At 68.6% G+C, this 25,271-nt stretch carries 26 protein-coding genes and 1 pseudogene; 15 read left to right on the forward strand and 12 right to left on the reverse strand.

Annotated features, from left to right (window positions below):
• The first annotated feature begins 2 nt into the window (after window positions 1-2).
• The 3 genes from queG (at window position 3) to xerD (ending at window position 2,730) form a co-directional block, all read left to right on the forward strand.
• Window positions 3-1,238: a tRNA epoxyqueuosine(34) reductase QueG gene (gene queG / locus DIE21_RS22535; protein ID WP_124499794.1), complete on the forward strand. Its 1,236-nt coding sequence runs from the start codon at window positions 3-5 to the stop codon at window positions 1,236-1,238.
• Between the two features lie 62 nt (window positions 1,239-1,300).
• Complete coding sequence (locus DIE21_RS22540; protein WP_124499795.1) at window positions 1,301-1,768, forward strand: methylated-DNA--[protein]-cysteine S-methyltransferase; 468 nt, start codon at window positions 1,301-1,303, stop codon at window positions 1,766-1,768.
• Complete coding sequence (xerD, locus tag DIE21_RS22545) at window positions 1,768-2,730, forward strand: site-specific tyrosine recombinase XerD (protein WP_124499796.1); 963 nt, start codon at window positions 1,768-1,770, stop codon at window positions 2,728-2,730. Before DIE21_RS22540 ends, xerD begins: the two co-directional genes overlap by 1 nt.
• A 48-nt stretch (window positions 2,731-2,778) precedes the next feature.
• Here xerD and DIE21_RS22550 read toward each other — a convergent pair whose 3' ends face one another.
• Window positions 2,779-4,341: a class I adenylate-forming enzyme family protein gene (locus tag DIE21_RS22550; RefSeq protein ID WP_124499797.1), complete on the reverse strand. Its 1,563-nt coding sequence runs from the start codon at window positions 4,339-4,341 to the stop codon at window positions 2,779-2,781.
• A gap of 268 nt (window positions 4,342-4,609) precedes the next feature.
• On the opposite strand from DIE21_RS22550, the gene ybaK reads away from it, so the two are divergent.
• Window positions 4,610-5,101 (forward strand): Cys-tRNA(Pro) deacylase, encoded by a 492-nt coding sequence (gene ybaK, locus DIE21_RS22555; RefSeq protein WP_124499798.1) that lies wholly within the window; start codon window positions 4,610-4,612, stop codon window positions 5,099-5,101.
• Window positions 5,102-5,209: 108 nt separating this feature from the next.
• On the forward strand, window positions 5,210-5,848 hold the full coding sequence (gene plsY, locus DIE21_RS22560) for a glycerol-3-phosphate 1-O-acyltransferase PlsY (protein ID WP_124499799.1): 639 nt from the start codon (window positions 5,210-5,212) through the stop codon (window positions 5,846-5,848).
• A gap of 85 nt (window positions 5,849-5,933) precedes the next feature.
• Here plsY and DIE21_RS22565 read toward each other — a convergent pair whose 3' ends face one another.
• A complete protein-coding gene (locus DIE21_RS22565; protein ID WP_006762345.1) occupies window positions 5,934-6,419 on the reverse strand; it encodes a YajQ family cyclic di-GMP-binding protein in 486 nt (161 codons plus the stop codon).
• 136 nt (window positions 6,420-6,555) lie between these two features.
• On the opposite strand from DIE21_RS22565, the gene murB reads away from it, so the two are divergent.
• The 3 genes from murB (at window position 6,556) to DIE21_RS22580 (ending at window position 9,299) form a co-directional block, all read left to right on the forward strand.
• Window positions 6,556-7,605 (forward strand): UDP-N-acetylmuramate dehydrogenase, encoded by a 1,050-nt coding sequence (murB, locus tag DIE21_RS22570; protein ID WP_124499800.1) that lies wholly within the window; start codon window positions 6,556-6,558, stop codon window positions 7,603-7,605.
• Between the two features lie 243 nt (window positions 7,606-7,848).
• Window positions 7,849-8,220 carry a helix-turn-helix transcriptional regulator gene (locus DIE21_RS22575; RefSeq protein WP_124499801.1) on the forward strand — a complete coding sequence of 124 codons (372 nt, stop codon included), beginning with the start codon at window positions 7,849-7,851 and terminating at the stop codon, window positions 8,218-8,220.
• Window positions 8,217-9,299, forward strand: coding sequence for an SRPBCC domain-containing protein (locus DIE21_RS22580; protein WP_124499802.1), 1,083 nt, complete (start codon window positions 8,217-8,219; stop codon window positions 9,297-9,299). Before DIE21_RS22575 ends, DIE21_RS22580 begins: the two co-directional genes overlap by 4 nt.
• A 99-nt stretch (window positions 9,300-9,398) precedes the next feature.
• Here the strand turns inward: DIE21_RS22580 and argF are convergent, their stop codons facing one another.
• Window positions 9,399-10,328: an ornithine carbamoyltransferase gene (gene argF, locus DIE21_RS22585; protein ID WP_057926108.1), complete on the reverse strand. Its 930-nt coding sequence runs from the start codon at window positions 10,326-10,328 to the stop codon at window positions 9,399-9,401.
• A gap of 412 nt (window positions 10,329-10,740) precedes the next feature.
• Between argF and DIE21_RS22595 the strand changes: the two genes are divergently transcribed.
• Window positions 10,741-11,061, forward strand: coding sequence for a DUF3579 domain-containing protein (locus DIE21_RS22595; protein ID WP_006762342.1), 321 nt, complete (start codon window positions 10,741-10,743; stop codon window positions 11,059-11,061).
• Window positions 11,062-11,221: 160 nt separating this feature from the next.
• Here the strand turns inward: DIE21_RS22595 and rpsT are convergent, their stop codons facing one another.
• Window positions 11,222-11,494: a 30S ribosomal protein S20 gene (gene rpsT, locus DIE21_RS22600; protein WP_006482211.1), complete on the reverse strand. Its 273-nt coding sequence runs from the start codon at window positions 11,492-11,494 to the stop codon at window positions 11,222-11,224.
• 303 nt (window positions 11,495-11,797) lie between these two features.
• Here rpsT and murJ point away from each other — a divergent pair, with 303 nt between their 5' ends.
• Both murJ and DIE21_RS22610 read left to right on the forward strand, forming a co-directional pair.
• Window positions 11,798-13,348 (forward strand): murein biosynthesis integral membrane protein MurJ, encoded by a 1,551-nt coding sequence (murJ, locus tag DIE21_RS22605; protein WP_124499803.1) that lies wholly within the window; start codon window positions 11,798-11,800, stop codon window positions 13,346-13,348.
• 8 nt (window positions 13,349-13,356) lie between these two features.
• Window positions 13,357-14,199, forward strand: coding sequence for a SirB1 family protein (locus DIE21_RS22610; protein ID WP_124499804.1), 843 nt, complete (start codon window positions 13,357-13,359; stop codon window positions 14,197-14,199).
• Window positions 14,200-14,295: 96 nt separating this feature from the next.
• On the opposite strand, the pseudogene DIE21_RS22615 reads toward DIE21_RS22610, so the two are convergent.
• The 5 genes and pseudogenes from DIE21_RS22615 to lpxK all read right to left on the reverse strand — a co-directional run.
• A pseudogene (locus tag DIE21_RS22615) lies at window positions 14,296-14,437 on the reverse strand (3-hydroxyacyl-CoA dehydrogenase); the annotation flags it as partial.
• A 289-nt stretch (window positions 14,438-14,726) separates the two neighbouring features.
• A complete protein-coding gene (gene adk / locus DIE21_RS22620) occupies window positions 14,727-15,389 on the reverse strand; it encodes an adenylate kinase (protein ID WP_124499805.1) in 663 nt (220 codons plus the stop codon).
• A gap of 207 nt (window positions 15,390-15,596) precedes the next feature.
• On the reverse strand, window positions 15,597-16,388 hold the full coding sequence (gene kdsB / locus DIE21_RS22625) for a 3-deoxy-manno-octulosonate cytidylyltransferase (protein ID WP_124499806.1): 792 nt from the start codon (window positions 16,386-16,388) through the stop codon (window positions 15,597-15,599).
• A 116-nt stretch (window positions 16,389-16,504) separates the two neighbouring features.
• Window positions 16,505-16,708 (reverse strand): Trm112 family protein, encoded by a 204-nt coding sequence (locus DIE21_RS22630; protein WP_006750935.1) that lies wholly within the window; start codon window positions 16,706-16,708, stop codon window positions 16,505-16,507.
• On the reverse strand, window positions 16,689-17,717 hold the full coding sequence (gene lpxK, locus DIE21_RS22635; RefSeq protein WP_124499807.1) for a tetraacyldisaccharide 4'-kinase: 1,029 nt from the start codon (window positions 17,715-17,717) through the stop codon (window positions 16,689-16,691). Before lpxK ends, DIE21_RS22630 begins: the two co-directional genes overlap by 20 nt.
• Window positions 17,718-18,167: 450 nt before the next feature.
• On the opposite strand from lpxK, the gene xseA reads away from it, so the two are divergent.
• The gene (gene xseA / locus DIE21_RS22640) at window positions 18,168-19,550 is read left to right on the forward strand and encodes an exodeoxyribonuclease VII large subunit (protein WP_124499808.1); all 1,383 of its coding nucleotides are present in this window, start codon (window positions 18,168-18,170) and stop codon (window positions 19,548-19,550) included.
• A 242-nt stretch (window positions 19,551-19,792) separates the two neighbouring features.
• On the forward strand, window positions 19,793-20,371 hold the full coding sequence (gene sodB, locus DIE21_RS22645) for a superoxide dismutase [Fe] (RefSeq protein WP_124499809.1): 579 nt from the start codon (window positions 19,793-19,795) through the stop codon (window positions 20,369-20,371).
• A gap of 109 nt (window positions 20,372-20,480) precedes the next feature.
• Here sodB and chrA read toward each other — a convergent pair whose 3' ends face one another.
• Together chrA and DIE21_RS22655 are read right to left on the reverse strand one after the other, a co-directional pair.
• The gene (gene chrA, locus DIE21_RS22650) at window positions 20,481-21,692 is read right to left on the reverse strand and encodes a chromate efflux transporter (protein ID WP_124499810.1); all 1,212 of its coding nucleotides are present in this window, start codon (window positions 21,690-21,692) and stop codon (window positions 20,481-20,483) included.
• An 89-nt stretch (window positions 21,693-21,781) separates the two neighbouring features.
• A complete protein-coding gene (locus DIE21_RS22655; protein WP_124499811.1) occupies window positions 21,782-22,489 on the reverse strand; it encodes a Crp/Fnr family transcriptional regulator in 708 nt (235 codons plus the stop codon).
• Window positions 22,490-22,570: 81 nt separating this feature from the next.
• On the opposite strand from DIE21_RS22655, the gene DIE21_RS22660 reads away from it, so the two are divergent.
• Window positions 22,571-23,095: a DUF962 domain-containing protein gene (locus DIE21_RS22660; protein WP_124499812.1), complete on the forward strand. Its 525-nt coding sequence runs from the start codon at window positions 22,571-22,573 to the stop codon at window positions 23,093-23,095.
• A 141-nt stretch (window positions 23,096-23,236) separates the two neighbouring features.
• On the forward strand, window positions 23,237-23,851 hold the full coding sequence (locus DIE21_RS22665) for a bifunctional 2-polyprenyl-6-hydroxyphenol methylase/3-demethylubiquinol 3-O-methyltransferase UbiG (RefSeq protein WP_124499813.1): 615 nt from the start codon (window positions 23,237-23,239) through the stop codon (window positions 23,849-23,851).
• Window positions 23,852-23,873: 22 nt separating this feature from the next.
• Here DIE21_RS22665 and DIE21_RS22670 read toward each other — a convergent pair whose 3' ends face one another.
• On the reverse strand, window positions 23,874-25,148 hold the full coding sequence (locus tag DIE21_RS22670; protein ID WP_124499814.1) for an EAL domain-containing protein: 1,275 nt from the start codon (window positions 25,146-25,148) through the stop codon (window positions 23,874-23,876).
• Between the last annotated feature and the right edge of the window lie 123 nt (window positions 25,149-25,271).

The raw sequence follows: 25,271 nt of genomic DNA on the forward strand, positions 1-25,271 counted from the left end.
CGATGAACCGATTACCGGAACTCGCCGCATCCGACAGGCCTTCGACTCGTGCCGAAGGCGCGGCGCCGTGCGCGCTCGATGATGCGACGTTGACTGCGCTCGCCGCGCGCATCAGGGCGTGGGGGCGCGAATTGGGTTTCGGGGCGATCGGCATCAGCGATACCGATCTCTCGGATGCCGAAGCAGGCCTCGCCGCCTGGCTGGAAGCCGGGTGCCACGGCGAAATGGATTATATGGCGAAACACGGGACGAAACGCGCGCGGCCGGCCGAACTTGTGGCCGGTACGCGACGCGTGATCTCCGCGCGGCTCGCCTATCTGCCGGCCGAAACGCTCGCCGCCGACGCGCCCGATGCGTCATCCGGCGCACGCGTGCCGCACGACTGGCGCGCCCGCGAGCGCGCGCGCCTCGACGATCCGCAGGCCGCCGTCGTGTCGATCTACGCACGCGGCCGCGACTATCACAAGGTGCTGCGCAACCGGCTGCAGACGCTCGCGGAGCGCATCGAGCGCGAGATCGGCGCATTCGGCTACCGCGTGTTCACCGATTCGGCGCCGGTGCTCGAGGTCGAGCTCGCGCAGAAGGCCGGTGTCGGCTGGCGCGGCAAGCACACGTTGCTGCTGCAGCGCGACGCGGGTTCGCTGTTCTTCCTCGGCGAGATCTACGTCGACATTCCGCTGCCGACCGACGCGCAAACGGCGCCCGACATCGCGCCCGAGACACCCGGCGCGCACTGCGGCAGCTGCACGCGCTGCATCGCCGCATGCCCGACCGGCGCGATCGTCGAGCCGTACCGCGTCGACGCGCGCCGCTGCATCTCGTACCTGACGATCGAACTGAAAGGCAGCATTCCGGAGCCGCTGCGCCCGCTGATCGGCAACCGCGTGTACGGCTGCGACGACTGCCAGCTCGTGTGTCCGTGGAACAAGTTCGCGCAGGCCGCGCCCGTCGCCGATTTCGACGTGCGGCACGGGCTCGACCGCGCGACGCTCGTCGAGCTGTTCCGCTGGGACGCGGACGCGTTCGACACGCGGATGCAGGGCAGCGCGATCCGGCGCATCGGTTACGAAAGCTGGCTGCGCAATCTCGCGGTCGGGCTCGGCAATGCGTTGCGCGCGCCGGCCGACCGGCTCGCGCCCGATGCGCGCGACGCGATCGTCGCCGCGTTGCGCGCGCGGGCCGACGATCCGTCGCCGGTCGTGCGCGAGCATGTCGAATGGGCGCTGCGTGCCGCATGATCACGGCGTAAAGTGTCGTCGGCGCGCGGCGGCGCCGCGCGTTTCACGGTGAGGAGAAGCTCATGTTCAACGCAGTCATCGACGCACCGTTCGGCAAGGTCGGCATCCGTACCGATGCCGTGGTGGTGCGCGAGATCGTCTATCTGCCCGAGTCGATCGAGCCGGTCGAGCCGGACTCGCCGCTCGCGAAGCGCGTGGTCGAGCAGATCGAACGTTATTTCGAGCGCGCGTCGGCGCGCTTCGACCTGCCGCTCGCCGACGTCGGCAGCGCATTCCAGCATCGCGTGTGGAACGTGATCAGCGACATTCCGCCGGGCACGGTGCTGACCTACGGGCAGGTCGCGAAGCGGATCGGCAGCGCGCCGCGCGCGGTCGGCCAGGCGTGCGGCGCGAACTATTTCCCGCTCGTGATCCCGTGCCATCGCGTCGTCGCGGCGGGCGGCCTCGGCGGCTTCGCGAACCACGACGACGACGGCTATTACCAGAAAGTGAAGCGCTGGCTGCTGGCGCATGAAGGCGTGCCGTACTGATGAGTGAACCGCTGCTTTCCCCCGACTCCGCGTCCGGCGCCGATGGCGACGCGGCCGCCGCATCGCCCGCGCTGCTCGCGAGCCGCGCATCGATCGACGTGTTCTGCGATGGGCTGTGGCTCGAGCACGGGCTCGCGCGCAACACGCTCGATGCATACCGGCGCGATCTGGTGCTGTTTTCGCAATGGCTGGCCGCGACGCACGACGTGCCGCTCGACTCGGCCGACGAAGCGATGGTGACCGGCTATATCGCCGCGCGCAGCGACGGCAAGGCGACGTCGTCGAACCGGCGGCTGTCGGTGTTCCGTCGCTATTACGGCTGGGCCGTGCGCGAGCATCACGCGAGCACGGACCCGACGCTGCGGATCACGTCGGCGAAGCAGGCCGCGCGCTTTCCGTCGACCCTGTCCGAGGCACAGGTCGAGGCGCTGCTCGGCGCACCCGACATCGGCACGCCGCTCGGCCTGCGCGATCGCACGATGCTGGAGCTGATGTACGCGAGCGGGCTGCGCGTGAGCGAGCTCGTCACGCTGAAGACCGTCGAGGTCGGGCTCAACGAGGGCGTCGTGCGCGTGATGGGCAAGGGCTCGAAGGAGCGGCTCGTGCCGTTCGGCGAGGTCGCGCACGGCTGGATCGAGCGCTACCTGCGCGACGCGCGGCCGGCGCTGCTCGGCGCACGCGCGGCCGACGCGCTGTTCGTGACCGCGCGCGGCGACGGGATGACGCGCCAGCAGTTCTGGAACATCATCAAGCGCCACGCGCAGCAGGCCGACGTGCGCGCGCACCTGTCGCCGCATACGCTGCGGCACGCGTTCGCGACACACCTGCTGAACCACGGCGCCGACCTGCGCGTCGTGCAGCTGCTGCTCGGCCACAGCGACATCTCGACCACGCAGATCTACACGCACGTCGCGCGCGAGCGGCTGAAGACGCTGCATGCGCAGCACCATCCGCGCGGTTAGCGCGGCGCGTGCGCCGGCCCGCGTGCGCGATGCGGCCGGCGCCGCGCGTCACGCGAGTTCGCGCAGCTTGTGCTTCAGCACCTTGCCCGTCGACGCGGCGGGCAGCGCATCGAGCACGCGGATGCGCGCAGGGCGCTTGTAGGGCGCGAGCCGTTGCGCGCACCACGCCTGCAGCGCGGCCTCGGTCGCGGTCGCGCCCGGCACCAGCTCGACGAACGCGAGCACTTCCTCGTTGCCCTCGACCGCGCGGCCGACGACGGCTGCCTGCACGACGTCCGGGTGTGCGTTCAGCACCTGTTCGACCTCGACCGGATACACGTTGAAGCCCGAGCGGATGATCAGCTCCTTGCTGCGGCCCGCGATCGTCACCGAGCCGTCGGCTTCCTGGCGCGCGAGATCGCCGGTGCCGAGCCAGCCGTCCGGCGAAACGGCCGCGCGCGTCGCCTCCGCGTTGCGGTAGTAGCCGAGCATCACGTTTGGCCCGCGCACGCGGATTTCGCCCACTTCGCCCTGCGGCACGTCGGTGCCGTCCGGTGCGACGATCCGCATCTCGACGCCCGGGATCGGCACGCCGACCGAGCAGTCGGTACGCGGTGCGTCGAGCGGCGTCTGCGTGATCGTCGGGCTGCTCTCGGTCATCCCGTAGCCATTGTGGAGCGGCACGCCGTACACACGCTCGACGCGCGCCTTCAGGTCGGCGTCGAGCGGCGAGCCGCCCGAATACGCGAAGCGCAGCCGCGGCGCGTGCCACGCGTGCGCATGCGTGTGCAGGTGCTCGAGCAGCTTCGCGTGCATCGCGGGCACGCCCTGGAAGATCGTCACGCCTTCGTCGGCGAGCGCGACGCGCACGGCCTCCGGCGAGAAGCGCGGTGCGAGCCGCAGCGTCGCGCCCGCGTACAGGCTGCCGAGGCAGACCGACGCGAGACCGTACACGTGCGACACGGGCAGCACCGTATAGACGACGTCATCGGGCGACACGCGGCGCAGCGCGCTCGACGTCGCCGCGATGAACAGCAGGTTGCGATGCGACAGCATCACGCCTTTCGGCGTGCCGGTCGTGCCGGTCGTGTAGATCAGCGCCGCGCATTGCGCGGCGCCGTCGGCCGCCACCGGTTCGCCGGGCGCGCTCATGTCGATGCGGTACGACCATGCGCCGATGTCGACCGGCAGCGCGTCGGCCGGCGTCGCGTCGTAGCGTGCCGCGTGCGTGCGCGCGTCGGGCGACGCTTCCGTCGCGAACGCGATCAGCTTCGGGCGCGCGTGCGCGGCGATCGCATCGAGCTCGCCGGCCGACAGCCGCGCGTTCGACACGAGCGCCCATGCGTCGACACGCGCGACCGCGAACAGCAGCACGATCTGCGCGACGCTGTTCTCCGCGACGATCATCACGCGATCGCCGCCGCGCACGCCAAGGCGCGCGAGCCGCCCGGCGGCGGCATCGACGGCCTGCGACAGCTCGCCGTACGACAGGCGGCGCGCATCCTCGATCAGCGCCGGATGCGCGCGCGCGCGTGCGGCCCAGCGGGCGGGCACGTCGGCGATGCGGCCGGGCAGCGCGGCGAGCAGTGCCGCGACGTCGAGCGGCGCGGATGAGCGGACAGGCGAGGTCATGGCGTCTCCAGAAAAAGGGCCGGGCGGCGGCGCGGCGAGTTTTGCGAACGATCGTGCCATGATGGCGGGCGCGCCACAATCGGCCAATCGGGCAATAGCGCTTCGCGATGTCCGCAATGATGATGGCGCGCTGCGGCGACGGGCGCGCTCGCCCCGGACAAAAGGGCCGCGAGTATACCGCCGGCGCGCGGCGCACCGGCGCGAACACGGGATGCCGCGATTGTGCGATGGCGGCCGCCCGCCGGTCGTTCGCCATTAAAATGCCGCCATGAGCAAATCCAGACACGTGTCCGAGACACCCGCGACCCAGCTGCTGCGCCGCCACGGCGTCGCGTTTGGCGAGCATCCGTACGATTACGTCGAGCACGGCGGCACCGGCGAGTCGGCGCGCCAGCTCGGCGTCGACGAACACAGCGTCGTGAAGACGCTCGTGATGGAGGACGAGCATGCGAAGCCTCTGATCGTGCTGATGCACGGCGACCGCACGGTGTCGACCAAGAACCTCGCGCGGCAGATCGGCGCGAAGCGCGTCGAGCCGTGCAAGCCCGACGTCGCGAACCGCCACTCCGGCTATCTGGTCGGCGGCACGTCGCCGTTCGGCACGCGCAAGACGATGCCCGTGTACGTCGAGTCCACCATCCTCGAATTGCCGACGATCTACCTGAACGGCGGCCGCCGCGGCTATCTCGTCAGCCTCGCGCCGGCGGTGCTCGCGACGCTGCTCGGCGCGACGCCCGTGCAGTGCGCGAGCGTCGACTGAGGGTTTCACCCTCGTGGCAGGCCGTGCTCGTTCGGTAGAATGGGCGCCGCTTCGGCCGGGCGCGCCCGGCCGTCCCTTCACCGATACGTTGAAAGAAGAGTTCTCCGCATGCAGATCCTGCTCGCCGCACTAGTTGCCTACCTGATCGGTTCGGTGTCGTTCGCCGTCGTCGTCAGCGCCGCGATGGGCCTGGCCGATCCCCGTTCGTACGGGTCGAAGAATCCCGGCGCGACCAACGTGCTGCGCAGCGGCAACAAGAAGGCCGCGATCATGACGCTCGTCGGCGACGCGTTCAAGGGCTGGCTTGCCGTGTGGCTCGCGCGGCACTTCGGGCTGTCCGACGTCGCCGTCGCGTGGGTCGCGATCGCCGTGTTCCTCGGCCACCTGTATCCGGTGTTCTTCCGCTTCCAGGGCGGCAAGGGCGTTGCCACCGCGGCCGGCGTGCTGCTCGCCGTGCACCCGGTGCTCGGCCTCGCGACCGCGCTGACCTGGCTGATCGTCGCGTTCTTCTTCCGCTATTCGTCGCTCGCGGCGCTGGTGGCGGCCGTGTTCGCACCGGTGTTCGACGTGTTCCTGTTCGGCACGGGCCACAACCCGGTCGCATGGGCCGTGCTCGCGATGAGCGTGCTGCTCGTGTGGCGTCACCGCGGCAACATCTCGAAGCTGCTGAAGGGGCAGGAAAGCCGGATCGGCGACAAGAAGAAGGCAGCGTCCGACGGCGGTGCGCAGGACGGCGGGAAGGTCTGAGGAAGGCGTTGCTGCTGTCGCCCGCCCGCCGGGGCATCCCGCATGCGGGGCCCGGCGGCGCGGCGTGACCGGTCGACGGCGTCGATCAGTCGCGGAAGTTGTTGAAGTCGAGCGGGGTGTCGGTCACGTCCTTGCGCAGCATCGCGATCACGCTTTGCAGGTCGTCGCGCTTCGTGCCGGCCACGCGCACCGCGTCGCCCTGGATGCTCGCCTGCACCTTGATCTTGCTGTCTTTCACGAGCCTGACGATCTTCTTCGCGAGGTCGCCCGTCACGCCTTTCTTCACGGTGACGATCTGCTTGACCTTGTCGCCGCCGATCTTCTCGACCTTGCCGTAGTCGAGGAAGCGCACGTCGACGTTGCGCTTCGCGAGCTTGTTGATCAGCACGTCCTTGACCTGGCCGAGCTTGAAATCGTCGTCGGCGAACAGCGTCAGCTCGCGCTCCTTCTGCTCGACACGCGCGTCGGAGCCCTTGAAGTCGAAGCGCGTCGAAATTTCCTTGTTCGACTGCTCGATGGCGTTCTTCACTTCGATCATGTTCGCTTCGGAAACGACGTCGAACGATGGCATGGCATTCTCCCTTGAGATGCAAGCACCCGGCTCGCGCGCGGGCACTCGCTATAATTGCGGACTGTTTGCCATTTTACCGATGCCCCTCCGTTTGCCCAAGGCCGGCCGTGCGCCCGCCCGGCGGACGTGACCGCGAATGCCGATGCCTCCTGACGATTCCGCCCTGTCGCTGCTCCCCGACCATCCGCTCGCCGCGCACAACACGTTCGGCATCGGCGCGACCGCGCGCTTTGCCGCCCGCATCACGCATGCGGCGCAGTTCGCGGCGCTGCATCGCGACCCGCGCGTCGCGCATCTGCCGCAGCTCGTGCTCGGCGGCGGCAGCAACGTCGTGTTCACGCGCGATTTCGACGGCGTCGTGCTGCTCGACGAGATCGCCGGCCGCCGCGTCGTGCGCGAGGACGACGACGCGTGGTACGTCGAGGCCGGCGGCGGCGAGACCTGGCATGCGTTCGTCGCGTGGACGCTCGAGCACGGGATGCCGGGCCTCGAAAACCTGGCACTGATTCCGGGCACCGTCGGCGCCGCACCGATCCAGAACATCGGCGCGTACGGCCTCGAGATGAAGACGTATTTCGAGTCGCTGGTCGCCGTCGAACTCGCGACGGGACGTAGCGAGCGCTTCGACGCCGCGCGCTGCGCGTTCGGCTATCGCGACAGTTTCTTCAAGCGGGACGGGCGCGGGCGCTTCGCGATCGTCGCGGTGACGTTCCGGCTGCCCAAGCGCTGGACGCCGCGGCTCGGCTACGCGGACGTCACGCGCGAGCTCGACGCGCGCGGCATCGCCCCCGACTTCGCGACGCCGCGCGACGTGTTCGACGCGGTCGTCGCGATCCGCCGCGCGAAGCTGCCCGATCCGCTGGCGCTCGGCAACGCCGGCAGTTTCTTCAAGAATCCGGTGATCGACACCGCGCAGTTCGATGCGCTGCGCGCGCGCTCGCCGGACGTCGTGTCGTATCCGCAGCCGGACGGGCAGGTGAAGCTCGCGGCCGGCTGGCTGATCGACCGCTGCGGCTGGAAAGGGCGCGCGCTCGGCGCGGCGGCCGTGCACGACCGGCAGGCGCTCGTGCTGGTGAATCGCGGCGGCGCGACGGGGGCCGACGTGCTCGCGCTGGCGCGCGCGATCCAGGACGACGTGTTCGCGAAATTTGGCGTCGAGCTGGAGCCCGAGCCGGTTTGCCTGTGAGCCGGGCCACGACGCCCGCGTAACGGAACCACGCCGGTTGTTGCCGATTCCATACGGCAAACCGTCCCTTTTTCTAGAGGCGCGCTGTCGTGTCCCGCATCGCGCCCGCACCCCGCACCGCTCGGCGGCGGCGATGCGTGCGTCGTTCCGTTCCGCCGCCCGTCCATCCACGCCGTTGCGTCCCCCGGCCGCCACACCCGTCATCCCCTTGACTCTCATTTAACCTTGAAGTTAAATGAGATCATGCATTCCACATCCGATCCCCTGTCTGCGGTGTTTGCTGCGCTGGCCGACCCTACCCGGCGCGCGATCCTGGTGCGGCTGGCCGAGGGCGCGGCGCCCGTCAGCGAGCTGGCCCGGCCGTTCGACATGTCCGCGCCGGCGATTTCGAAGCACCTTCGCGTGCTGTCGGAGGCGGGGCTGATCGAGAGGGAAGTCAATGCGCGCTGGCGAATCTGCCGGTTGCGCGCGGACGGGATGCGCGATGCGCATGGATGGCTCGAAGCCTATCGGCAATATTGGGAAGAGAGCCTCGATCGACTGACGGCGTTCGTCGAATCGTGCGCGGGCGGCACGGCCGGCGACGACGCCCCACCTCGGCGAGAGAAGTCATGAGTCAGGCAGCGACGTTTCATCTCGAATTGAACCGGTTCATCCGCGCACCGCGCGAACGTGTTTTCGACGCGTTCACGAACGAATCCGCGCTGGCGACCTGGCATTGTCCGCGCGGGATGAGCGTGATCGAAGCGAGCGCCGACGCGCGGGTCGGCGGCACGTACCGCATCGTGATGGGCGGGCGCGACGGTTCGCGCCACATCGCGGGCGGCGAATACCAGAAGGTCGATCGCGTCGACTTTCTGGCGTACACATGGGCGTGGGAGGCCGGGTCGATGCCGGCCGACCTGAAGACGCTGATCGAGGTCACGTTCACCGACAAGGACGGCGGCACGCATCTGCACATGCGTCACAGCGGCTTTCCGGGCGAGGCCGAGCGCGATTCGCACATGGGCGGTTGGCAATCGGTGTTCAACCGGCTCAGCGATCTGCTGGACCCGGAAGGCAGCGCGGGTACCGTCGTCGTGATCGGCGATCCGCGCAGCAGCTATTGCAGGACCGTGCGCATGGCGCTCGCGGAAAAGGGCGTCTCGTACACGTTGCAGCCGCTGCCGCCGCATTCGCCGGACGTGCTCGCGCACAACCCGTTCGGACGCATCCCGGCATTCTGCGACGGTCCGATCGAGTTCTACGAAACGCGTGCGATCCTCGGCTATATCGACGAAGCGTTCGACGGCCCGAGCCTGCTGGCCCAGTGGGGCGCCACCGCGCATGCGCGCGGCGAGCAGTGGATCAGTCTGATCAACTGCCACGCGTACGACGCGATGGTGCGCCGCTACGTGCTGCAATACATCTTCCCGAAAGGCGAGAACGGCCAGCCCGATCGCGCGGTGATCGACGCGGCGCTGCCTGAAATCGACAAGCATCTGCAGGTGTTCGACGCGGCGTACGGCGGTCGCGATTACCTGGTCGGCAGCGAGTTGTCGATGGCGGATCTGTTCCTGGCGCCGATCCTGGCTTACGTGGGCATGTTCCCCGAAGGGGCGGAATTGCTGCGGAAATACCCGAACGTCACGCGTGCGCAGGCGGTGATGCGCGAGCGGCCAAGCTTCGCCGCGACGCAGCCGACGCCGGGCTGACGGGGGCATCGGCATGCGCGCGCATGCCGCGCGGGTGGCGGGAAAATAAAAAGCGCCGGGCTGTGCCGGCGCTTATCGCTTGCGACGAGGCCGCGCGCGTCAGTGCTTCAGCCGGCCGAGCAGCAGGAACTCCATCAGCGCCTTCTGCACGTGCAGGCGGTTTTCCGCCTCGTCCCACACGACGCTTTGCGGGCCGTCGATCACGCCGGCCGTCACTTCCTCGCCGCGGTGCGCGGGCAGGCAGTGCATGAAGAGCGCGTCCGGGTTCGCGTGGCCCATCATTTCCTCGTCGACGCACCAGTCGGCAAACGCCTGCATGCGCGCTTCGTTCTCGGCTTCGAAGCCCATGCTCGTCCACACGTCGGTCGTCACGAGATCGGCGCCCTTGCACGCTTCGTTCGGGTCGTCGAACACCTCGTAGAACGGCGCGCTGTCCGGCGACACGAGCTTCATGTCGAGCGCATAGCCGGGCGGCGTCGACAGGCGCAGCTTGAAGCCGAGAATCTGCGCGGCTTCGATCCACGTGTACAGCATGTTGTTCGCATCGCCGACCCACGCGACCGTCTTGCCGGCGATCGGGCCGCGGTGCTCGTAGTACGTGAAGATGTCGGCGAGCACCTGGCACGGGTGGTATTCGTTGGTCAGGCCGTTGATCACCGGCACGCGGGAGTTCTGCGCGAAGCGCGTGATCACGTCCTGCTCGAACGTGCGGATCATGATGATGTCGACCATCCGCGAGATGACCTGCGCGGAATCCTCGACCGGCTCGCCGCGGCCGAGCTGCGTGTCGCGCGTGCTCATGAACACCGCATGGCCGCCGAGCTGGAAGATGCCGGCTTCGAACGACAGCCGCGTGCGCGTCGAGCTCTTCTCGAAGATCATCGCGAGCGTGCGGTCGTGCAGCGGGTGATAGGTCTCGTAGTTCTTGAACTTGCGCTTCAGGATACCCGTGCGTTCGAGCACGTACTCGTAGTCTTCCAGCGAGAAATCCTTGAACTGCAGGTAGTGACGAATGGTTTTGGCGGTCATGAAACGAGATACGGCGGGTTTCACCCGGCCGCGGGGCCGGACGGCGCCGCCGTCGGGTGTGGATAACTCAAAGCAGCATAAAGGATTTTCTGTGCTTTGACGAGCCGCGAAGAAAAGCGGGGAGCGCTTGGGGCGGGCGACGGAGCGTGTCGGGAGAGGGGGGCGGCACGACGCGCGATGGCGCGCTGCGGTATAATTCAAAAGTTTTCTCCAGCCCGGCAGGCAAGGCTTTTCGCGCTCTGCCGGACACAAGCCGTGCGCTGCACAAATCCGGTGCGGCGCGCCGGCGGCACGCATCGACGGCCTGTTTTCGGGATATCGAAGCGCGTGTGCAGCCGTCCACTCCAGCTTTGTGTTCGCATATCCAGGCGCCGTCGCCTGGATATCGCCGGGCCGTCACTTGGGTAACCACATGGCTGAAACCCCTCCGACCGAATTCTTCATCCAGGGCATCACGAAAGACGGGAAAAAGTTTCGCCCGAGCGACTGGTCGGAGCGTCTGGCCGGCGTGATGGCCTGCTTCGGGCCGGGTGCGAGCGGGCCGAATGCGCGCCTGAAATATTCGCTGTACGTGCGCCCGACGATGCTCGGTGACCTGAAATGCGTGATCCTCGATTCCCGGCTGCGCGACATCGAGCCGATGGCGTTCGATTTCGTGCTGAACTTCGCGAAGGACAACAACCTTGTCGTCACCGAGGCGTGCGAGCTGCCGGACTACAACGAGAAGAAATGAGTTCGACGGACGAGGGTGCATGCCGCGCCCACGTCCGGCAGTCGTCCGGCGCGATGCGCGGACGACGCGCAACAAAAAAGCCCGCCTAGGCGGGCTTTTTTGCGATCGCAGGAAACAGGAGCGCCCGCCGAGGCGGGCGCCCTCGCCGGTCGCACCGGATTTACGCTGCTGCCTGCAGACCCTTGACGGCTGCGGCGAGGCGGCTCTTGCTGCGAGCGGCCTTGTTCTTGTGAACGATCTTCTTGTCGGCGATCGTGTCGATCGTCTTCACGGCAGCCTTGAACAGCTCGGCAGCCTTAGCCTGGTCGCCGGCTTCAACAGCCTTGCGAACCGACTTGATCGCGGTACGGAATTTCGAGCGCAGCGCCGAGTTGTGCGAATTTGCCTTCGCGGCTTGGCGGGCGCGCTTGCGTGCTTGTGCGGAGTTAGCCATGACGGTTCCTTATCCTGTCCTGTTTCCAGAGCTTGGAGCCTGACGGCCAAGCGCTGCTTTTCGATCCGTCCCCTGAGAACGATTGCCCAGGGGCGCATAAAAAACGGTGATTTTAACCGAGGCCGAGACATGAAAACGACAGGCGCCGTGCATGTAACAGGCTCAGAAACCGGCAATTATAGCAACAAAATCAAGCGCGTGGCAAGTTCAACGTGACATCGGCCGGATGGGGCGCCGGCGACGCGCGCGCTTTTCCGGATCCGTCCGTGCCGGGACACGCAACGTCCGTATAATAAGCGCCCCATGAATCTATTCCGAGCCCTGCTGACGGTCAGCGGCTTCACGCTGCTGTCGCGCGTGACCGGACTGGCCCGCGAGACGCTGATCGCCCGTGCGTTCGGCGCCAGTCAATACACCGACGCGTTCTACGTCGCTTTCCGTATTCCGAACCTGCTGCGCCGCCTGTCTGCCGAAGGCGCGTTCTCGCAGGCGTTCGTGCCGATCCTGGCCGAGTTCAAGAACCAGCAGGGGCACGATGCGACCAAGGCGCTCGTCGATGCGATGTCGACCGTGCTCGCGTGGGCGCTCGCCGTGCTGTCGGTCCTCGGGATCGTTGGCGCGTCGTGGGTCGTGTTCGCGGTCGCGTCCGGCCTGCGCACCGACGGGCAGGCGTTCCCGCTCGCGGTCACGATGACGCGGATCATGTTCCCGTACATCGTGTTCATCTCGCTGACGACGCTCGCGTCCGGCGTGCTCAACACCTACAAGAGCTTCTCGCTGCCGGCGTTCGCGCCGGTCCTGCTCAACGTCGCGTTCATCGCCGCGGCCGTGTTCGTCGCGCCGCACCTGAAGGTGCCGGTGTTCGCGCTCGCGTGGGCCGTGATCGTGGGCGGCGTGCTGCAGTTCGTCGTGCAGTTGCCGGGCCTGAAGAAAATCGACATGGTGCCGCTGATCGGCCTCAACCCGGTGCGCGCGCTGCGTCACCGCGGCGTGAAGCGCGTGCTCGCAAAGATGGTGCCCGCGACGTTCGCGGTGTCGGTCGCGCAGCTGTCGCTGATCATCAACACCAACATCGCGTCGCGGCTCGGGCAGGGCGCGGTGTCGTGGATCAACTACGCCGACCGCCTGATGGAATTCCCGACCGCGCTGCTCGGCGTCGCGCTCGGCACGATCCTGCTGCCGAGCCTGTCGAAGGCGCACGTCGACGCCGATACGCAGGAGTATTCGGCGCTGCTCGACTGGGGGCTGCGCGTCACGTTCCTGCTCGCGGCGCCGAGCGCGCTCGCGCTGTTCTTCTTCGCGACGCCGCTCACCGCGACGCTGTTCAACTACGGCAGGTTCGACGCGCATACCGTCACGATGGTCGCCCGCGCGCTCGCGACCTACGGGATCGGTCTCGTCGGCATCATCCTGATCAAGATCCTCGCGCCGGGCTTCTATGCGAAGCAGGACATCAAGACGCCGGTGAAGATCGCGATCGGCGTGCTCGTCGTCACGCAGATCTCGAACTACGTGTTCGTGCCGCTGATCGGTCATGCGGGCCTCACGCTGAGCATCGGCGTCGGCGCGTGCCTGAACTCGCTGCTGCTGTTCCTCGGGCTGCGCAAGCGCGGCATCTACCAGCCGTCGCCGGGCTGGCTGCGCTTCTTCGTGCAGTTGATCGGCGCGGCGCTCGTGCTCGCGGGCCTGATGCACTGGTTCGCGATCAGCTTCGACTGGACCGGCATGCGTGCGCAGCCGCTCGATCGCATTGCGCTGATGGCCGCGTGCCTCGTGCTGTTCGCTGCACTATATTTCGGTATGTTGTGGGTAATGGGCTTCAAATACGCTTACTTCAGAAGGCGCGCCAAGTGACGACCGCAATGACCCGCGTCCTCGACTACTTCAGCACGCTCGTGGCGGACGACGACAGTCTGCCCGTCACGGAAACCGCGCTGTCGCTCGCACAGGACGCGTATCCCGACCTCGACCTGCAGGGCACGCTGGCCGAAATCGACATGCTGGCCGCGCGGCTGAGCCGCCGGCTCGCCGACGATGCGGACCTGAAGGACCGCGTCGCCGCGCTGAACGAGTTCTTCTTCCGCGAACTCGGCTTCGCGTGCAATCACAACGATTACTACGACCCCGACAACAGCCACCTGAATGCGGTGCTGAAGCGGCGGCGCGGGATTCCGATCTCGCTGTCGGTGCTGTACCTCGAGCTCGCCGAGCAGATTGGCGTACCGGCGCGCGGCGTGTCGTTCCCCGGCCACTTCCTGCTGCGCGTGACACTGCCGGACGGCGACCTGATCATCGATCCGACCAACGGCCATTCGCTGTCCGAAGCCGAGATGGTCGAGATGCTCGAGCCGTACGTCGCGCGCGCGGCGGGCGCGGTCGACAGTGCGTTGCGCGCGCTGCTGCAGCCCGCCACGAGCCGCGAGATCATCGCGCGGATGCTGCGCAACCTGAAGACGATCTATCTGCAGACGGAACGCTGGCAGCGGCTGCTCGCGGTGCAGCAGCGGCTCGTGATCCTGTTGCCCGAACAGCTCGACGAGGTGCGCGACCGCGGCTTCGCGTATGCGCGGCTCGATTACCTGCGTCCCGCGCTAGAGGATCTCGAGCAGTATCTCGGCGAGCGGCCCGATGCAGAGGATGCGACCGTCGTCGAATCGCAGGTGACGGAATTGCGGCAGCGGATGCAGCGCGACGGCGAGGACTGAGCCGCTTGCGGGCGGCATTGCCGGTGGGCAAGCCCGCCGTCCGGCGCCTCGAATGAAAAACGCCAGCGGGCGTTTTTCGTTTGCAGTTGTTTGCACTTATTTCGGCTGCATCCGGATCGCGCCGTCGAGGCGGATCACTTCGCCGTTGAGCATCGGGGTTCTCGACTATCTGGCGCACCAGCAGCACGTATTCGTCCGGTTTGCCGAGCCGCGGCGGGAAGGGCACCATCGCATCGAGCACGACCTTGCCGCCTGCCTGCGCGAGCATGCGGGCCGTTCCGGCGCCGAGGCCCGATGCGCCGCCCGTGATCGGAAAGACGTTGCCGGCCGCGAATCTCCATCACGGTCTCCTTGGCTGGGTCCGATGCCGGTCGATCGGAGCAAAGCCGGGGCGTCTGCGTTCGATCGATTGTATGGGGCGCCGGCGAGGCCGGCACGGCCGTGCGGATCCTGGTCAGACGAAACGGAGGAAGCAGACGAAAAAAAGCCGCCCGGAAAGGGCGGCTTGCGGGGGCACGACGCGGTGCTTACTTCAGTGCGTCGAACGCACGCTCGCGGATTTCGTCCACGCTGCCGAGGCCCGAGATCTTGCGATACTGCGGGGCCTTCAGGCCGTTTTCCTCGCCGCGCTGCGCCCAGTCGCCGTAGTACGTGATCAGCGGCTTGGTCTGCGCTTCATACACTTCGAGACGCTTCTTGACGGTTTCTTCCTTGTCGTCGTCGCGCTGGATCAGCGGTTCGCCCGTCACGTCGTCCTTGCCCTCGACCTTCGGCGGGTTGAACTTCACGTGGTACGTGCGGCCCGATGCCGGGTGCGTGCGGCGGCCGCTCATGCGCTCGACGATTTCCGAGAACGGGACGTCGATTTCGAGCACGTAGTCGATCGCGACGCCGGCTTCCTTCATCGCGTCAGCCTGCGCGATCGTGCGCGGGAAGCCGTCGAACAGGTAGCCGTTCGCGCAGTCCGATTCCTTCAGGCGCTCCTTCACGAGGCCGATGATCAGCGCGTCCGGCACGAGCTTGCCGGCGTCCATGTAGCCCTTCGCCTCGACGCCGAGCGGCGAGCCGGCCTTGACGGCCGCACGCAGCATGTCGCCCGTCGAGATTTGCGGGATGCCGAACTTTTCCTTGATGAAGTTTGCCTGGGTGCCCTTTCCCGCGCCGGGCGCGCCCAACAGGATCAAACGCATGGTGATATCTCCAGTATGTAGATTCGTATGGCGAGACGCAAAAGTGTCAGCGACAGCGTGCGCGGGGCTTGCCTGGCGCGCGGCGGACCGGTCTGACGCGGCACGTCGGCGAAAGCGACGCGCGGCTGCCGGGATGGGCCGTGGCGGGGTCAAGCGAGAACGCGCGGGTCGCGGACGGCTCGCACAATCGCCTGATTATGCCACGGGTTATTTTGAACCCGGCCGAAAAAGGGCCTGCACGCGTGCAAGATCGGCCGGCGTGTCGATTCCGGCTTCGGGCGCGTGCTCGGTAATCAGCACGGCAATGCGCTCGCCGTGCCACATCGCGCGCAGCTGTTCGAGCTGCTCGGCCTGCTCGATCGGCGCCTGCGCGAGCGACGGATAGGTGCGCAGGAAGCGCGCGCGATACGCGTAGAGGCCGATGTGGCGGTAGACCGGAAACGCCGGCGCCGGCATGGCTCCGACGTCCGGCCAGTGTGGCTGGTACGCGTCGCGGCTCCACGGAATCGGCGCGCGCGAGAAGTACATCGCGACGTTGCGCGCGTCGAGCGCGACCTTCACGATGTTCGGGTTGAACACGTCGGCCGCTTCGTGGATCGGGTGCGCGGCAGTCGCGATCGCGCAGTCCGGATGCGCGGCGAGGTGCGACGCTACGTCGCGCACGAGCACCGGGTCGATCAGCGGCTCGTCGCCCTGCACGTTGACGACGACGGTGTCGTCGCTCCACCCGAACGTCGCGGCGACTTCCGCGAGCCGGTCGGTGCCCGACGGATGGTCGGCGCGCGTCAGCACCGCTTCGAAACCGTGATCGCGTGCCGCGTCGAGCACGCTCTGCGCGTCGGACGCGACGAGCACCTGCTGCGCGCCCGCTTCGCGCGCGCGCTCGGCGACGCGCACGACCATCGGCTTGCCGCCGAGATCGGCGAGCGGCTTGTTCGGCAGGCGCGTCGACGCGAGCCGGGCAGGAATGACGGCGATGAAGGGCTGCGGATGAGTCATCGGGACTGGGCGGTGAGAAGGGCGGGGCGGGCGGCGCGTCGAAAGCAGGCCGCCCGGCAGGGTTCGGCACGCGGCCGCGGCGAACCGCGGCGGGGCGCCGGTGCAGCGGTCGGCGTTCAGCTGCCGGCCGGGCCGGCGGGATCGACCGGCGTGCCTTCGACGGTCTGGCGTGCTTCGTCGACGAGCATCACGGGGATGCCGTCGCGGATCGGATAGGCGAGCTTGTCCGCGTTGCAGATCAGCTCCTGCGCGGCGCGGTCATAGTGGAGCGGGCCTTTGCAGATAGGGCACACAAGGATTTCAAGCAGGCGAGCGTCCACGGAGTTTCTCCACAACGAGGGCAATGAGGCGAGGATCGAGCGCGGCTTCGACGGGGACGACCCACAGCCGAGCGTCGCGCCAGGAAGCGCCCAATTTTACTGCATCCTTCTCGGTGATCAGGATCGCGTCGACCGCGTCGTCGACGAACGGATTGTCGGCGAACGCGTAATGGTCGGGCAGCGCGCGTGTCGCCGGCGCGAGGCCGGCCGCGCGCAGCGTCGCGAAGAAGCGTTCCGGCGCGCCGATGCCGGCCGCGGCGAGCACGCGCTCGTTCGCGAACTGCGACAGCGGGCGGCGCAGCGCCGGCTGGTCGAGGTGCCACGCGGCGCCCGGTGTCAGCGCGAGCGCGTAGGTGTCGGGCCACGGCGGCAGCGCGCCGCTGTACGGATCGTTGACGAGCGTCGCGTCGCGGTGGCGCGACAGCGGCTCGCGCAGCGGGCCGGCCGGCAGCAGGAAGCCGTTGCCGCCGAGCCGGTGGTCGAACACGACGAGCTCGACCGTGCGCGCGAGGCGGTAGTGCTGGAGGCCGTCGTCGCTGACGATCACGTCGACGTCAGGATGCGCGGTGCGCAGCGCCTGCGCGGCCGCGACGCGGTCGGGGCATACCCACACGGGCGCGCCGGTGCGGCGCGCGATCAGCAGCGGTTCGTCGCCGGCCGCGCTCGCGCGCGACGCGGGCGTGACCGCGGTCGGCGCCTTCACGTTCGCGCCGTAGCCGCGCGACACGACGCCCGGCGTGAAACCGGCCGCGCGCAGCGCATCGACGAGCGCGATCACGGTCGGCGTCTTGCCCGTGCCGCCGACGGTCACGTTGCCGACCACGACGACGGGCACACCGACGTCGACCGGTTGCTTCCAGCCCTGCGCATAGGCCGCGCGGCGCAGCGCCGCGCACAGGCCGAATACGCATGCGAACGGCGTGAGCGCCCAGGCGAGTGCGCCGCGTCGCTGCCATTCGCGCGTGAGGCGCGCTTCGAGCCGCGCGAGCGGGCCGCCGGGCGCGCTCATCGGGTCGGGCGCGGCGTATCGTGCGCCGCGTCGTGGGACGGATTCGTCAAGACGGATTCTCCGTTGGGCGGCGCATGCCGCAAGGTCTTCGGAAGGCGGCACTCTAGCGCGCCGCACGCGGGCGCGGCAAGCGCGGCCGGGCGACGTACCCGGCGGGGCCGGATCGGGGCGGGCTGTGGATAACTCTGTGAAAAACTCGCTGCCCGTCCGCACCAAACGCCCGCCGGGTGGACGTCGAGTCGGCGTCGAATAAAATTGTAAGGTTGGAAAATCTATAAAAATCAATGGATTGCGTGAAATTGTCTGGTTTTTCCCGCGGTTTTCAAGCGTTTTGGGTGGATGAATGTCAGAGTGTGGACACCTTCCGCGCGTCGCGGCGCGGACGCTCGGCGCTGGACGCCGCGCGCGTGTCGGACTATCGTGTCGCCGCCAGCATTCATCCGATCGCCCATGCTTTCCGACTCTCCTTTTTCCGCTCCCGGCGCCACCCGCGGCGGTGACGAAGTAATTCCCGTTTCGGCGCTCAATCGCGCGATTTCGACGATGCTCGAACGTTCGTTTCCACTGCTGTGGATCTCGGGCGAAGTGTCGAATTTCACGCGCGCCGCGAGCGGCCACTGGTATTTCTCGATCAAGGACCAGCAGGCGCAGATGCGCTGCGTGATGTTTCGCGGTCGCGCGCAGTATGCGGAATTCACGCCGCGCGAAGGCGACCGGATCGAGGTGCGCGCGGTCGTCACGATGTACGAGCCGCGCGGCGAAGTGCAGCTCAATGTCGAGGCCGTGCGGCGCACCGGGCAAGGGCGCCTGTACGAGGCGTTCCTGCGGCTGAAGGCGCAACTCGAGGCCGAAGGCCTGTTCGCGCCCGAGCGCAAGCGTTCGCTGCCCGCGCATCCGCGCGCGATCGGCATCGTCACGTCGTTGCAGGCGGCCGCGCTGCGCGACGTGCTGACCACGCTCGCGCGCCGCGCGCCGCACATCCCCGTGATCGTCTATCCGGCGCCCGTGCAGGGTGCGGGCTCGGCCGAGAAACTCGTCGCGGCCGTGCAGGCTGCAAACGTGCGGCGCGAGGTCGACGTGCTGCTGGTCTGTCGCGGCGGCGGCTCGATCGAGGATCTGTGGTCGTTCAACGATGAAGCGCTCGCGCGCGCGATCGCGGCGAGCGAACTGCCGGTCGTCAGCGGCGTCGGCCACGAAACCGATTTCACGATCGCGGACTTCGCGGCCGACCTGCGCGCGCCGACGCCGACCGGCGCGGCCGAACTCGCGAGTCCGCAGCGCGCGTTGCTGTTGCGCGAGGTCGCCGACCGGCAGCGCGCGCTGGCGCGCAGCCTGGAACGCGGGCTCGAGCAGCGTGCGCAGCAGCTCGACTGGCTCGCGCGCCGGCTCGTCAGTCCGGCCGAACGGCTGCAGCGGCAGCGCACCCACGTCGAGCAACTGGCCGTGCGGCTCGCGTCGGCGGCGTCGCGGCCGGTGCGCGACGCGCGTGCGCGCTTCGCGCTCGCGCAGCTGCGCTGGCAGCGCGCGCGGCCCGACCCGGCGCAGGCGCGCCATGCGCTCGCGGGACTGTCGCAACGTCTCGCGGTGGCGCTGCAGCGCCGTCACGAGCGCGATACCGCGCGCGTGTCGGCCTGCGCGGCGCGGCTCGAGGTGTTGAGCCCGCAGCGCACGCTCGAGCGCGGCTACGCGGCGCTGATCGACACGCAGACCGGCCGCGCGGTGCGCGCGCCGAGTGCGCTGAAACCGCAGCGCCGCCTGACCGTGCATCTCGCCGAAGGCTCGGCCGACGTGTCGCTTGCCGACGTGCAGCCTCGGCTGACCGATACGATCTGACGACGGCGGCGTAAGCGAAACGAAGGTCGTGTGCCCGGCGGTCCGGATGCACCGGGCGCGCCGGACCCGGGAACGGAAGCTGCGCATCGTCGTCTCGTCCTGCCGGATGAAGCGCCAGCGCCGATTTTCTGCATACCGCGGATAAATGCCCGTGAGTTTGCGGGGATATTCGGACTCGCCTACAATCGGACGCTCGGCAGCATTCAACACAGCCTCCCTACATACTCAACGAAGGAATCGCCATGGCTCATACGCTCCCGCCGCTCCCGTACGCTGAAGACGCACTCGCGCCGACCATCTCGAAAGAGACGATCGAGTACCACTACGGCAAGCATCACCAGGCATATGTGACGAACCTGAACAATCTGATCCCGGGCACGGAATTCGAAAGCCTGTCGCTGGAAGAGATCGTGAAGAAGTCGTCGGGCGGCATCTTCAACAACGCCGCGCAAATCTGGAACCACACGTTCTTCTGGAACAGCCTGTCGCCGAACGGCGGCGGCGCACCGTCGGGCGCGCTGGGCGACGCGATCAACGCGAAGTGGGGTTCGTACGACGCGTTCAAGGAAGCGTTCACGAAGGCCGCGGTCGGCACGTTCGGCTCGGGCTGGGCATGGCTCGTGAAGAAGGCTGACGGTTCGCTCGACATCGTGTCGACGAGCAACGCCGCAACGCCGCTGACGACGGCCGACAAGCCGCTGCTGACGATCGACGTGTGGGAACACGCGTACTACATCGACTACCGCAACGCACGTCCGAAGTTCGTCGAAGCGTTCTGGAACATCGTGAACTGGGACTTCGCAGCGAAGAACTTCGCGTAAGTCCAGGCATCCCGCGCGCCTTCGCGGCGCGCGGTACCTCAAGAAAGCCCTCGTCAAGAGGGCTTTCTTGTTTTTGTCGGACATGAATCGACGCACGACATTCGCCGGATCAGGCGATCATCCCCGACAACCACCCGAGCGCCGCGCTCGCGATCACGACCGCCCACGGCGGCACGCGCCAGAACGCGAGCGCAACGAACGCGACGAGCGCGGCCGCGAAATTGCGTGGCGACGAGATCGTGTCGCTCCACACCGGGTGATAGAGCGCGGCGAGCAGCAGTCCGACGACGGCCGCGTTCACGCCCGCGAGCGCGGCCTGCATGCGCGTGCTGCGGCGCAGGCGTTCCCAGAACGGCGCGGTGCCCGCGACAAGCAGGAACGACGGCGCGAAGATCGACACGAGCGCGATCGTCCCGCCGAGCCAGCCGTTCGGCGCGTCGCGCAGCGAAGCACCGAGGAAGGCCGAAAACGTGAAAAGCGGCCCCGGCACGGCCTGCGCGATACCGTAGCCGCCCAGAAACACCGAATCGCCGACCCAGCCCGGCGCGACGACGGCCGCCTGCAGCAGCGGCAGCACGACGTGCCCGCCGCCGAACACCAGCGCGCCGGTGCGGAAGAATGCGTCGACGACGGCGAGCGTGTTCGAATGGAGCGCGCGGGCCGCGACCGGCAACCCGGCGATCAGCGCGGCGAACAGCACGAGCCAGAGCACGCCCGCGCGGTGCGATACATGCAGCGGCAACGGATCGTGGGCGTCGCGCTCGGGCTGCGGCAACAGCACGCGTCCGGCTGCCCCCGCCGCGACGATCACGGCCACCTGCAGCCATGCGGCCGGCACGAGCAGCGCGATGCATGCAGCGATCGCCATCAGCGTGACACGGCGCGCGTCCGGGCACAGCGTGCGCGCCATGCCCCACACCGCCTGTGCGATCACCGCGACCGACACGATGCGCAGCCCGTGCAGCGCGCCGGCGGCGACCGGCATGCCCGTCGCGTGCACGCCGAGCGCGAACAGCAACATCAGCAGCGCCGACGGCAGCGTGAAGCCGAGCCACGCGGCGAACATCCCCGCATAGCCCGCGCGCGACAGGCCGATCGCCATCCCGACCTGGCTGCTCGCCGGCCCCGGCAGGAACTGGCACAGCCCGACGAGATCCGCATACGCGCGCTCGGTCAGCCAGCCGCGTCGCGTGACGAACGCGTCGCGGAAGTAGCCGAGATGCGCGACGGGGCCGCCGAACGATGTGAGGCCGAGCCGCAGGAACGCGGCGAACACGGGCCATGCGTGGCGGGACGGGGTGGTGACGGTCGACGTGTTCAAGAGCGGATGCGGGGAGGGCGAAAGAGCTGCCACGATAGCGCAACGCCATGGCGGCGCAAATGCGGCGTTGCGGCGCTGGCGCGGCGGTGTCAGCAGGTGCCGTCGGGCAGCCCGCTCGCGCGGCGCAGCGCGTCGACGTCGACGAGTTCGATCTCGCCGACATGCAGCCGCACGACGCCGTCGGCCTGCAGCGCCTTCAGCAGCTGGTTGGTGGTCTGGCGCGTCAGCGACAGCATCGCAGCCAGCTTTTCCTGCGACAACCGGATGCGCGTGCGGCCGGCGCTGATCCCGCCGTAGCCGTCGGCGATCATCAGCAGCCGCGCGGCAAGCCGCTGCGCGGCCGGCATCACGCTCATCGATTCGACGGTCAGGAAGCTCAGCCGGAGCTTTTGCGCCATCAGGAGCGCGAACTGCCGCCAGTATTGCGGCGTCGCGTCGAGCATCGCGAGCAGCGCGGCCTGCGCGACGTGCAGCAGCAGCGTGTCGTCGAGCGCGATCGCGTCGTGCGTGCGCGGCTGGCCGTCGAACAGCGCGATCTCGCCGAACCACGTGACCGGTTCGGCGACCGTCAGCAGCGACTCCTTGCCGTGCGGGTCGACCGCGCCTATGGTGAGGGAACCGGCCAGCACCGCATACAGCCCGCACGGCGGGTCTCCGCGGCGGAACAGCGCGTGGCCGGCCGGCAGGGGCCGCAATGCGGCGCGGGCGAGCAGGTCTTCGCGCAACGCGGGCGGCAGCGCGGCGAACCACGGGTGCGCTTCGATCTGCGGCTGGTAGGGGGCGAGCGACGAGGGCATGGGCGCGCGATGTCGGGTAGCTGACAGAGGTTCTCGGGCGTGACGCGCATCATAGCGCTCAATGATCGTTCAGGAGACGCCATGAAGACGCTCGAAGACCACCTTTCCCAGTATGCGGCCTACCATCGCGATGCGCGCAACATCGCGACGCATCTGGTCGGCATTCCGATGATCGTGTTCGCGGTCGAGGTGCTGCTGTCGCGGCCGGCGCTCGGCACGCTGGCCGGCGTCGCGCTGTCGCCGGCGCTGCTGCTCGCCGCGGCGTTCGCGGTGTTCTACCTGCGCCTCGACCTGCGCTTCGGGGTGGTGATGACCGTGCTGTTCGCGCTCGGCCTCTGGGCCGCGCAGACGCTCGCGCTGTTGCCGACCGCGCAATGGCTCGGGATCGGCATCGGCGCGTTCGTGGTCGGCTGGATCGTGCAGTTCGTCGGGCATTGGTTCGAAGGGCGCAAGCCCGCGTTCGTCGACGACTTGGTCGGCCTGATGGTCGGGCCGTTGTTCGTCGTCGCCGAGGTCGCGTTTTTCGCGGGCCTGCGCGGCGACGTGCGCCGCGAAGTCGAGCGGCGCTCGGGCCCCGTGCACGGCGGCGCGCACTCGCATGTCTGACGGAGCGGCCGCGCAGGTGCCGCGCGCGGGCGACTTGCGCGCGGCGTAGGGGCGCGCGTCGCGCACGACACCGCGCACGATGCGCAACGGCTAAGATGCGGGGTGCGTCGCACGACGAGACGCGTACGCGGAGCAATCGCCATGGTGGACCGCCCGACTCTCGATGCCTACGAAGCCCATGCCGTGCAATACGCGCGGGACTGGCTCGACGAGGCCGTCCCCGACGACATGTATGCGCTGCTCGATCAGTATTTCGCGCCGGGGCCGACGGCCGATGTCGGCTGCGGCGCGGGGCGCGACACCGCGTGGCTCGCTTCGCAAGGATTCGACGTGCGCGGCTACGATGCGAGCGCCGCGCTGCTCGCCGAGGCGCGTGTGCGCCATCCGTCGCTGACGTTCGAGCTGGCCGCATTGCCGGCGCTCGCCGGCGTGCCGTCCGGCGTGTTCCGGAACGTCCTCTGCGAGACGGTCGTGATGCACCTCGAACAGGCGGATGCGGCCGCGGCGGCCGCGCGGCTGGCCGCGCTGCTGATGCCCGGCGGCACGCTGTACCTGAGCTGGCGGGTGGCCGGCAACGGTGCGTTGCGCGACGAGCGCGGCCGCTTGTACACGCCACTCGATTCGGCGCGCATGCATGCGGCACTCGGCGCCGGCATGCACGTGCTCGACGAGCACGAGGTGGTCAGCGCGTCGTCCGGCAAGCGCGTGCACCGGCTGATCGTGCGCCGCGCCGGCGGCGTCGATGGCGCCGCATGAGCGCGGCGCGCACCTTCCACCTTCATTCGCGGTTGAGCGCCGCTTCCCAGTTGATGTCCACGCACAGCACCTGCATGCCGGTCGCGGCCGGCGCGGCGATCGATGCGGTCACGCACAGGTGCGCCTCGTTGATCGACAGGTACGGCGGCGTCAGATGCACGCGGCTCGGCGCGCGCATCGCGTGGATGAAGTAGGGGCGGCGCTCCCAGCTCGCGCCTTCCGAATGCAGCAGCGGCCGGAAGCGCTTCGCCCGCTGCGATACGCTGCCGCGCGCGAGCACGTTATCGCCGATCTGGCGGCCCGATGCATCCAGCAGGAAGCAGCGCGCGGTTTCCGGCAACCCGAGCACGGCGCCGGCGGCGTCGATCAGCGACTCGCCCGCGGCGAGCTTCTGGCTCGCTTCCTCCAGCGCGGCGACATACGGCGCGAGGCGTTCGGCCTGCGTGCGCTCGCGTTGCCCGACGCGCAGCCGCAATGCGGCCGACAGCGTGTCCATGCAGCCGGCGGCGGCCTGCGGTTGTACGGGGTCGACGCTCGGCCCCGCGAAGTACTGCCCTTGAACGAAATCGACGTCGCATTCGAGCGCGATCAGCGCGTCGCGCTCGGTCGAGAGCCCGCCCATCAGCACGAGCTGGCCGGATTCGTGCAGCAGCGACACGAGCCCCGGCAGCACGCGTTCGAGATGCGAGTGTTCGCTCGCCTGCGCGAGGATCCCGCGGTCGAGCGTGACGATGTCGGGATGCAGGTGCCACACGCGGTCGATGTTCGAATGCTTGGCGCCGAAGCCGCCGAGCGCGATCAGGAAGCCGGCCTTGCGCAGCCCGTCGACGATCGCCGCATAGCGCGGCGTCTCGCCGCCTGCCTGCTCGGGCACCTCGAGCACCACGCGATGCGGCGGCAGGCCGAGCGCCTTCAGGTTCGCGAGCAGCGCGTCGCCGTAGACGGTGTCCATCAGCGCGGCCGGATGCAGGCTCAGGAAGAGCCATTCGTCGTGGCTGTCGAACGCGTGGAAGTTGCCGAGATGCAGCGATTCGGCGAGCCGGCCGAGCTCGAGCAGGTCGCCGCGCCGCGCCGCCTGCGTGAACACCTCGTGCGACGCGACCTGGCGGCTTTCCTCATCGTGCGCGCGCAGCGACGCGTGATAGCCGATCGCGCGGCGGTGCGACACCGAGAAAACGGGCTGGAACACGCTGAACACGGTGTACGCGCCGTACAGCACGGTGCGCCGCCTTCCGTCGTCGCCGGCGACGGGGCGGGGCGGCTGGAAGCCGGGTGGGTCGATGTCGATCATGCTCATGATGTCGGCCGAGGGAAGACTGCCAGTTTACCTACAGAATAGGCGAGCAAGAAGCATGCACGACATCGCGCCCCGTGCGGCGGGCCGTCGCGCCCGCCAGTTGCGGCGCGGTGCAGTCTTGTT

Source organism: Burkholderia sp. Bp9140 (genome assembly GCF_003853425.1).
Classification (GTDB): Bacteria; Pseudomonadota; Gammaproteobacteria; order Burkholderiales; family Burkholderiaceae; genus Burkholderia.

Bases quoted from the DNA above. Each gene is read 5' to 3' on its own strand.
- adk (WP_124499805.1), bottom strand. From the start codon at position 15,389: ATGCGTTTGATCCTGTTGGGCGCGCCCGGCGCGGGAAAGGGCACCCAG.
- kdsB (WP_124499806.1), bottom strand. From the start codon at position 16,388: ATGACTCATCCGCAGCCCTTCATCGCCGTCATTCCTGCCCGGCTCGCG.
- xerD (WP_124499796.1), top strand. From the start codon at position 1,768: ATGAGTGAACCGCTGCTTTCCCCCGACTCCGCGTCCGGCGCCGATGGC.
- DIE21_RS22665 (WP_124499813.1), top strand. From the start codon at position 23,237: ATGGTGGACCGCCCGACTCTCGATGCCTACGAAGCCCATGCCGTGCAA.
- plsY (WP_124499799.1), top strand. From the start codon at position 5,210: ATGCAGATCCTGCTCGCCGCACTAGTTGCCTACCTGATCGGTTCGGTG.
- DIE21_RS22580 (WP_124499802.1), top strand. From the start codon at position 8,217: ATGAGTCAGGCAGCGACGTTTCATCTCGAATTGAACCGGTTCATCCGC.
- DIE21_RS22610 (WP_124499804.1), top strand. From the start codon at position 13,357: ATGACCCGCGTCCTCGACTACTTCAGCACGCTCGTGGCGGACGACGAC.
- DIE21_RS22540 (WP_124499795.1), top strand. From the start codon at position 1,301: ATGTTCAACGCAGTCATCGACGCACCGTTCGGCAAGGTCGGCATCCGT.
- xseA (WP_124499808.1), top strand. From the start codon at position 18,168: ATGCTTTCCGACTCTCCTTTTTCCGCTCCCGGCGCCACCCGCGGCGGT.
- DIE21_RS22655 (WP_124499811.1), bottom strand. From the start codon at position 22,489: ATGCCCTCGTCGCTCGCCCCCTACCAGCCGCAGATCGAAGCGCACCCG.
- DIE21_RS22575 (WP_124499801.1), top strand. From the start codon at position 7,849: ATGCATTCCACATCCGATCCCCTGTCTGCGGTGTTTGCTGCGCTGGCC.
- rpsT (WP_006482211.1), bottom strand. From the start codon at position 11,494: ATGGCTAACTCCGCACAAGCACGCAAGCGCGCCCGCCAAGCCGCGAAG.
- ybaK (WP_124499798.1), top strand. From the start codon at position 4,610: ATGAGCAAATCCAGACACGTGTCCGAGACACCCGCGACCCAGCTGCTG.
- sodB (WP_124499809.1), top strand. From the start codon at position 19,793: ATGGCTCATACGCTCCCGCCGCTCCCGTACGCTGAAGACGCACTCGCG.
- DIE21_RS22595 (WP_006762342.1), top strand. From the start codon at position 10,741: ATGGCTGAAACCCCTCCGACCGAATTCTTCATCCAGGGCATCACGAAA.
- DIE21_RS22670 (WP_124499814.1), bottom strand. From the start codon at position 25,148: ATGAGCATGATCGACATCGACCCACCCGGCTTCCAGCCGCCCCGCCCC.
- argF (WP_057926108.1), bottom strand. From the start codon at position 10,328: ATGACCGCCAAAACCATTCGTCACTACCTGCAGTTCAAGGATTTCTCG.
- DIE21_RS22660 (WP_124499812.1), top strand. From the start codon at position 22,571: ATGAAGACGCTCGAAGACCACCTTTCCCAGTATGCGGCCTACCATCGC.
- murJ (WP_124499803.1), top strand. From the start codon at position 11,798: ATGAATCTATTCCGAGCCCTGCTGACGGTCAGCGGCTTCACGCTGCTG.
- lpxK (WP_124499807.1), bottom strand. From the start codon at position 17,717: ATGAGCGCGCCCGGCGGCCCGCTCGCGCGGCTCGAAGCGCGCCTCACG.
- DIE21_RS22565 (WP_006762345.1), bottom strand. From the start codon at position 6,419: ATGCCATCGTTCGACGTCGTTTCCGAAGCGAACATGATCGAAGTGAAG.
- queG (WP_124499794.1), top strand. From the start codon at position 3: ATGAACCGATTACCGGAACTCGCCGCATCCGACAGGCCTTCGACTCGT.
- murB (WP_124499800.1), top strand. From the start codon at position 6,556: ATGCCGATGCCTCCTGACGATTCCGCCCTGTCGCTGCTCCCCGACCAT.
- DIE21_RS22550 (WP_124499797.1), bottom strand. From the start codon at position 4,341: ATGACCTCGCCTGTCCGCTCATCCGCGCCGCTCGACGTCGCGGCACTG.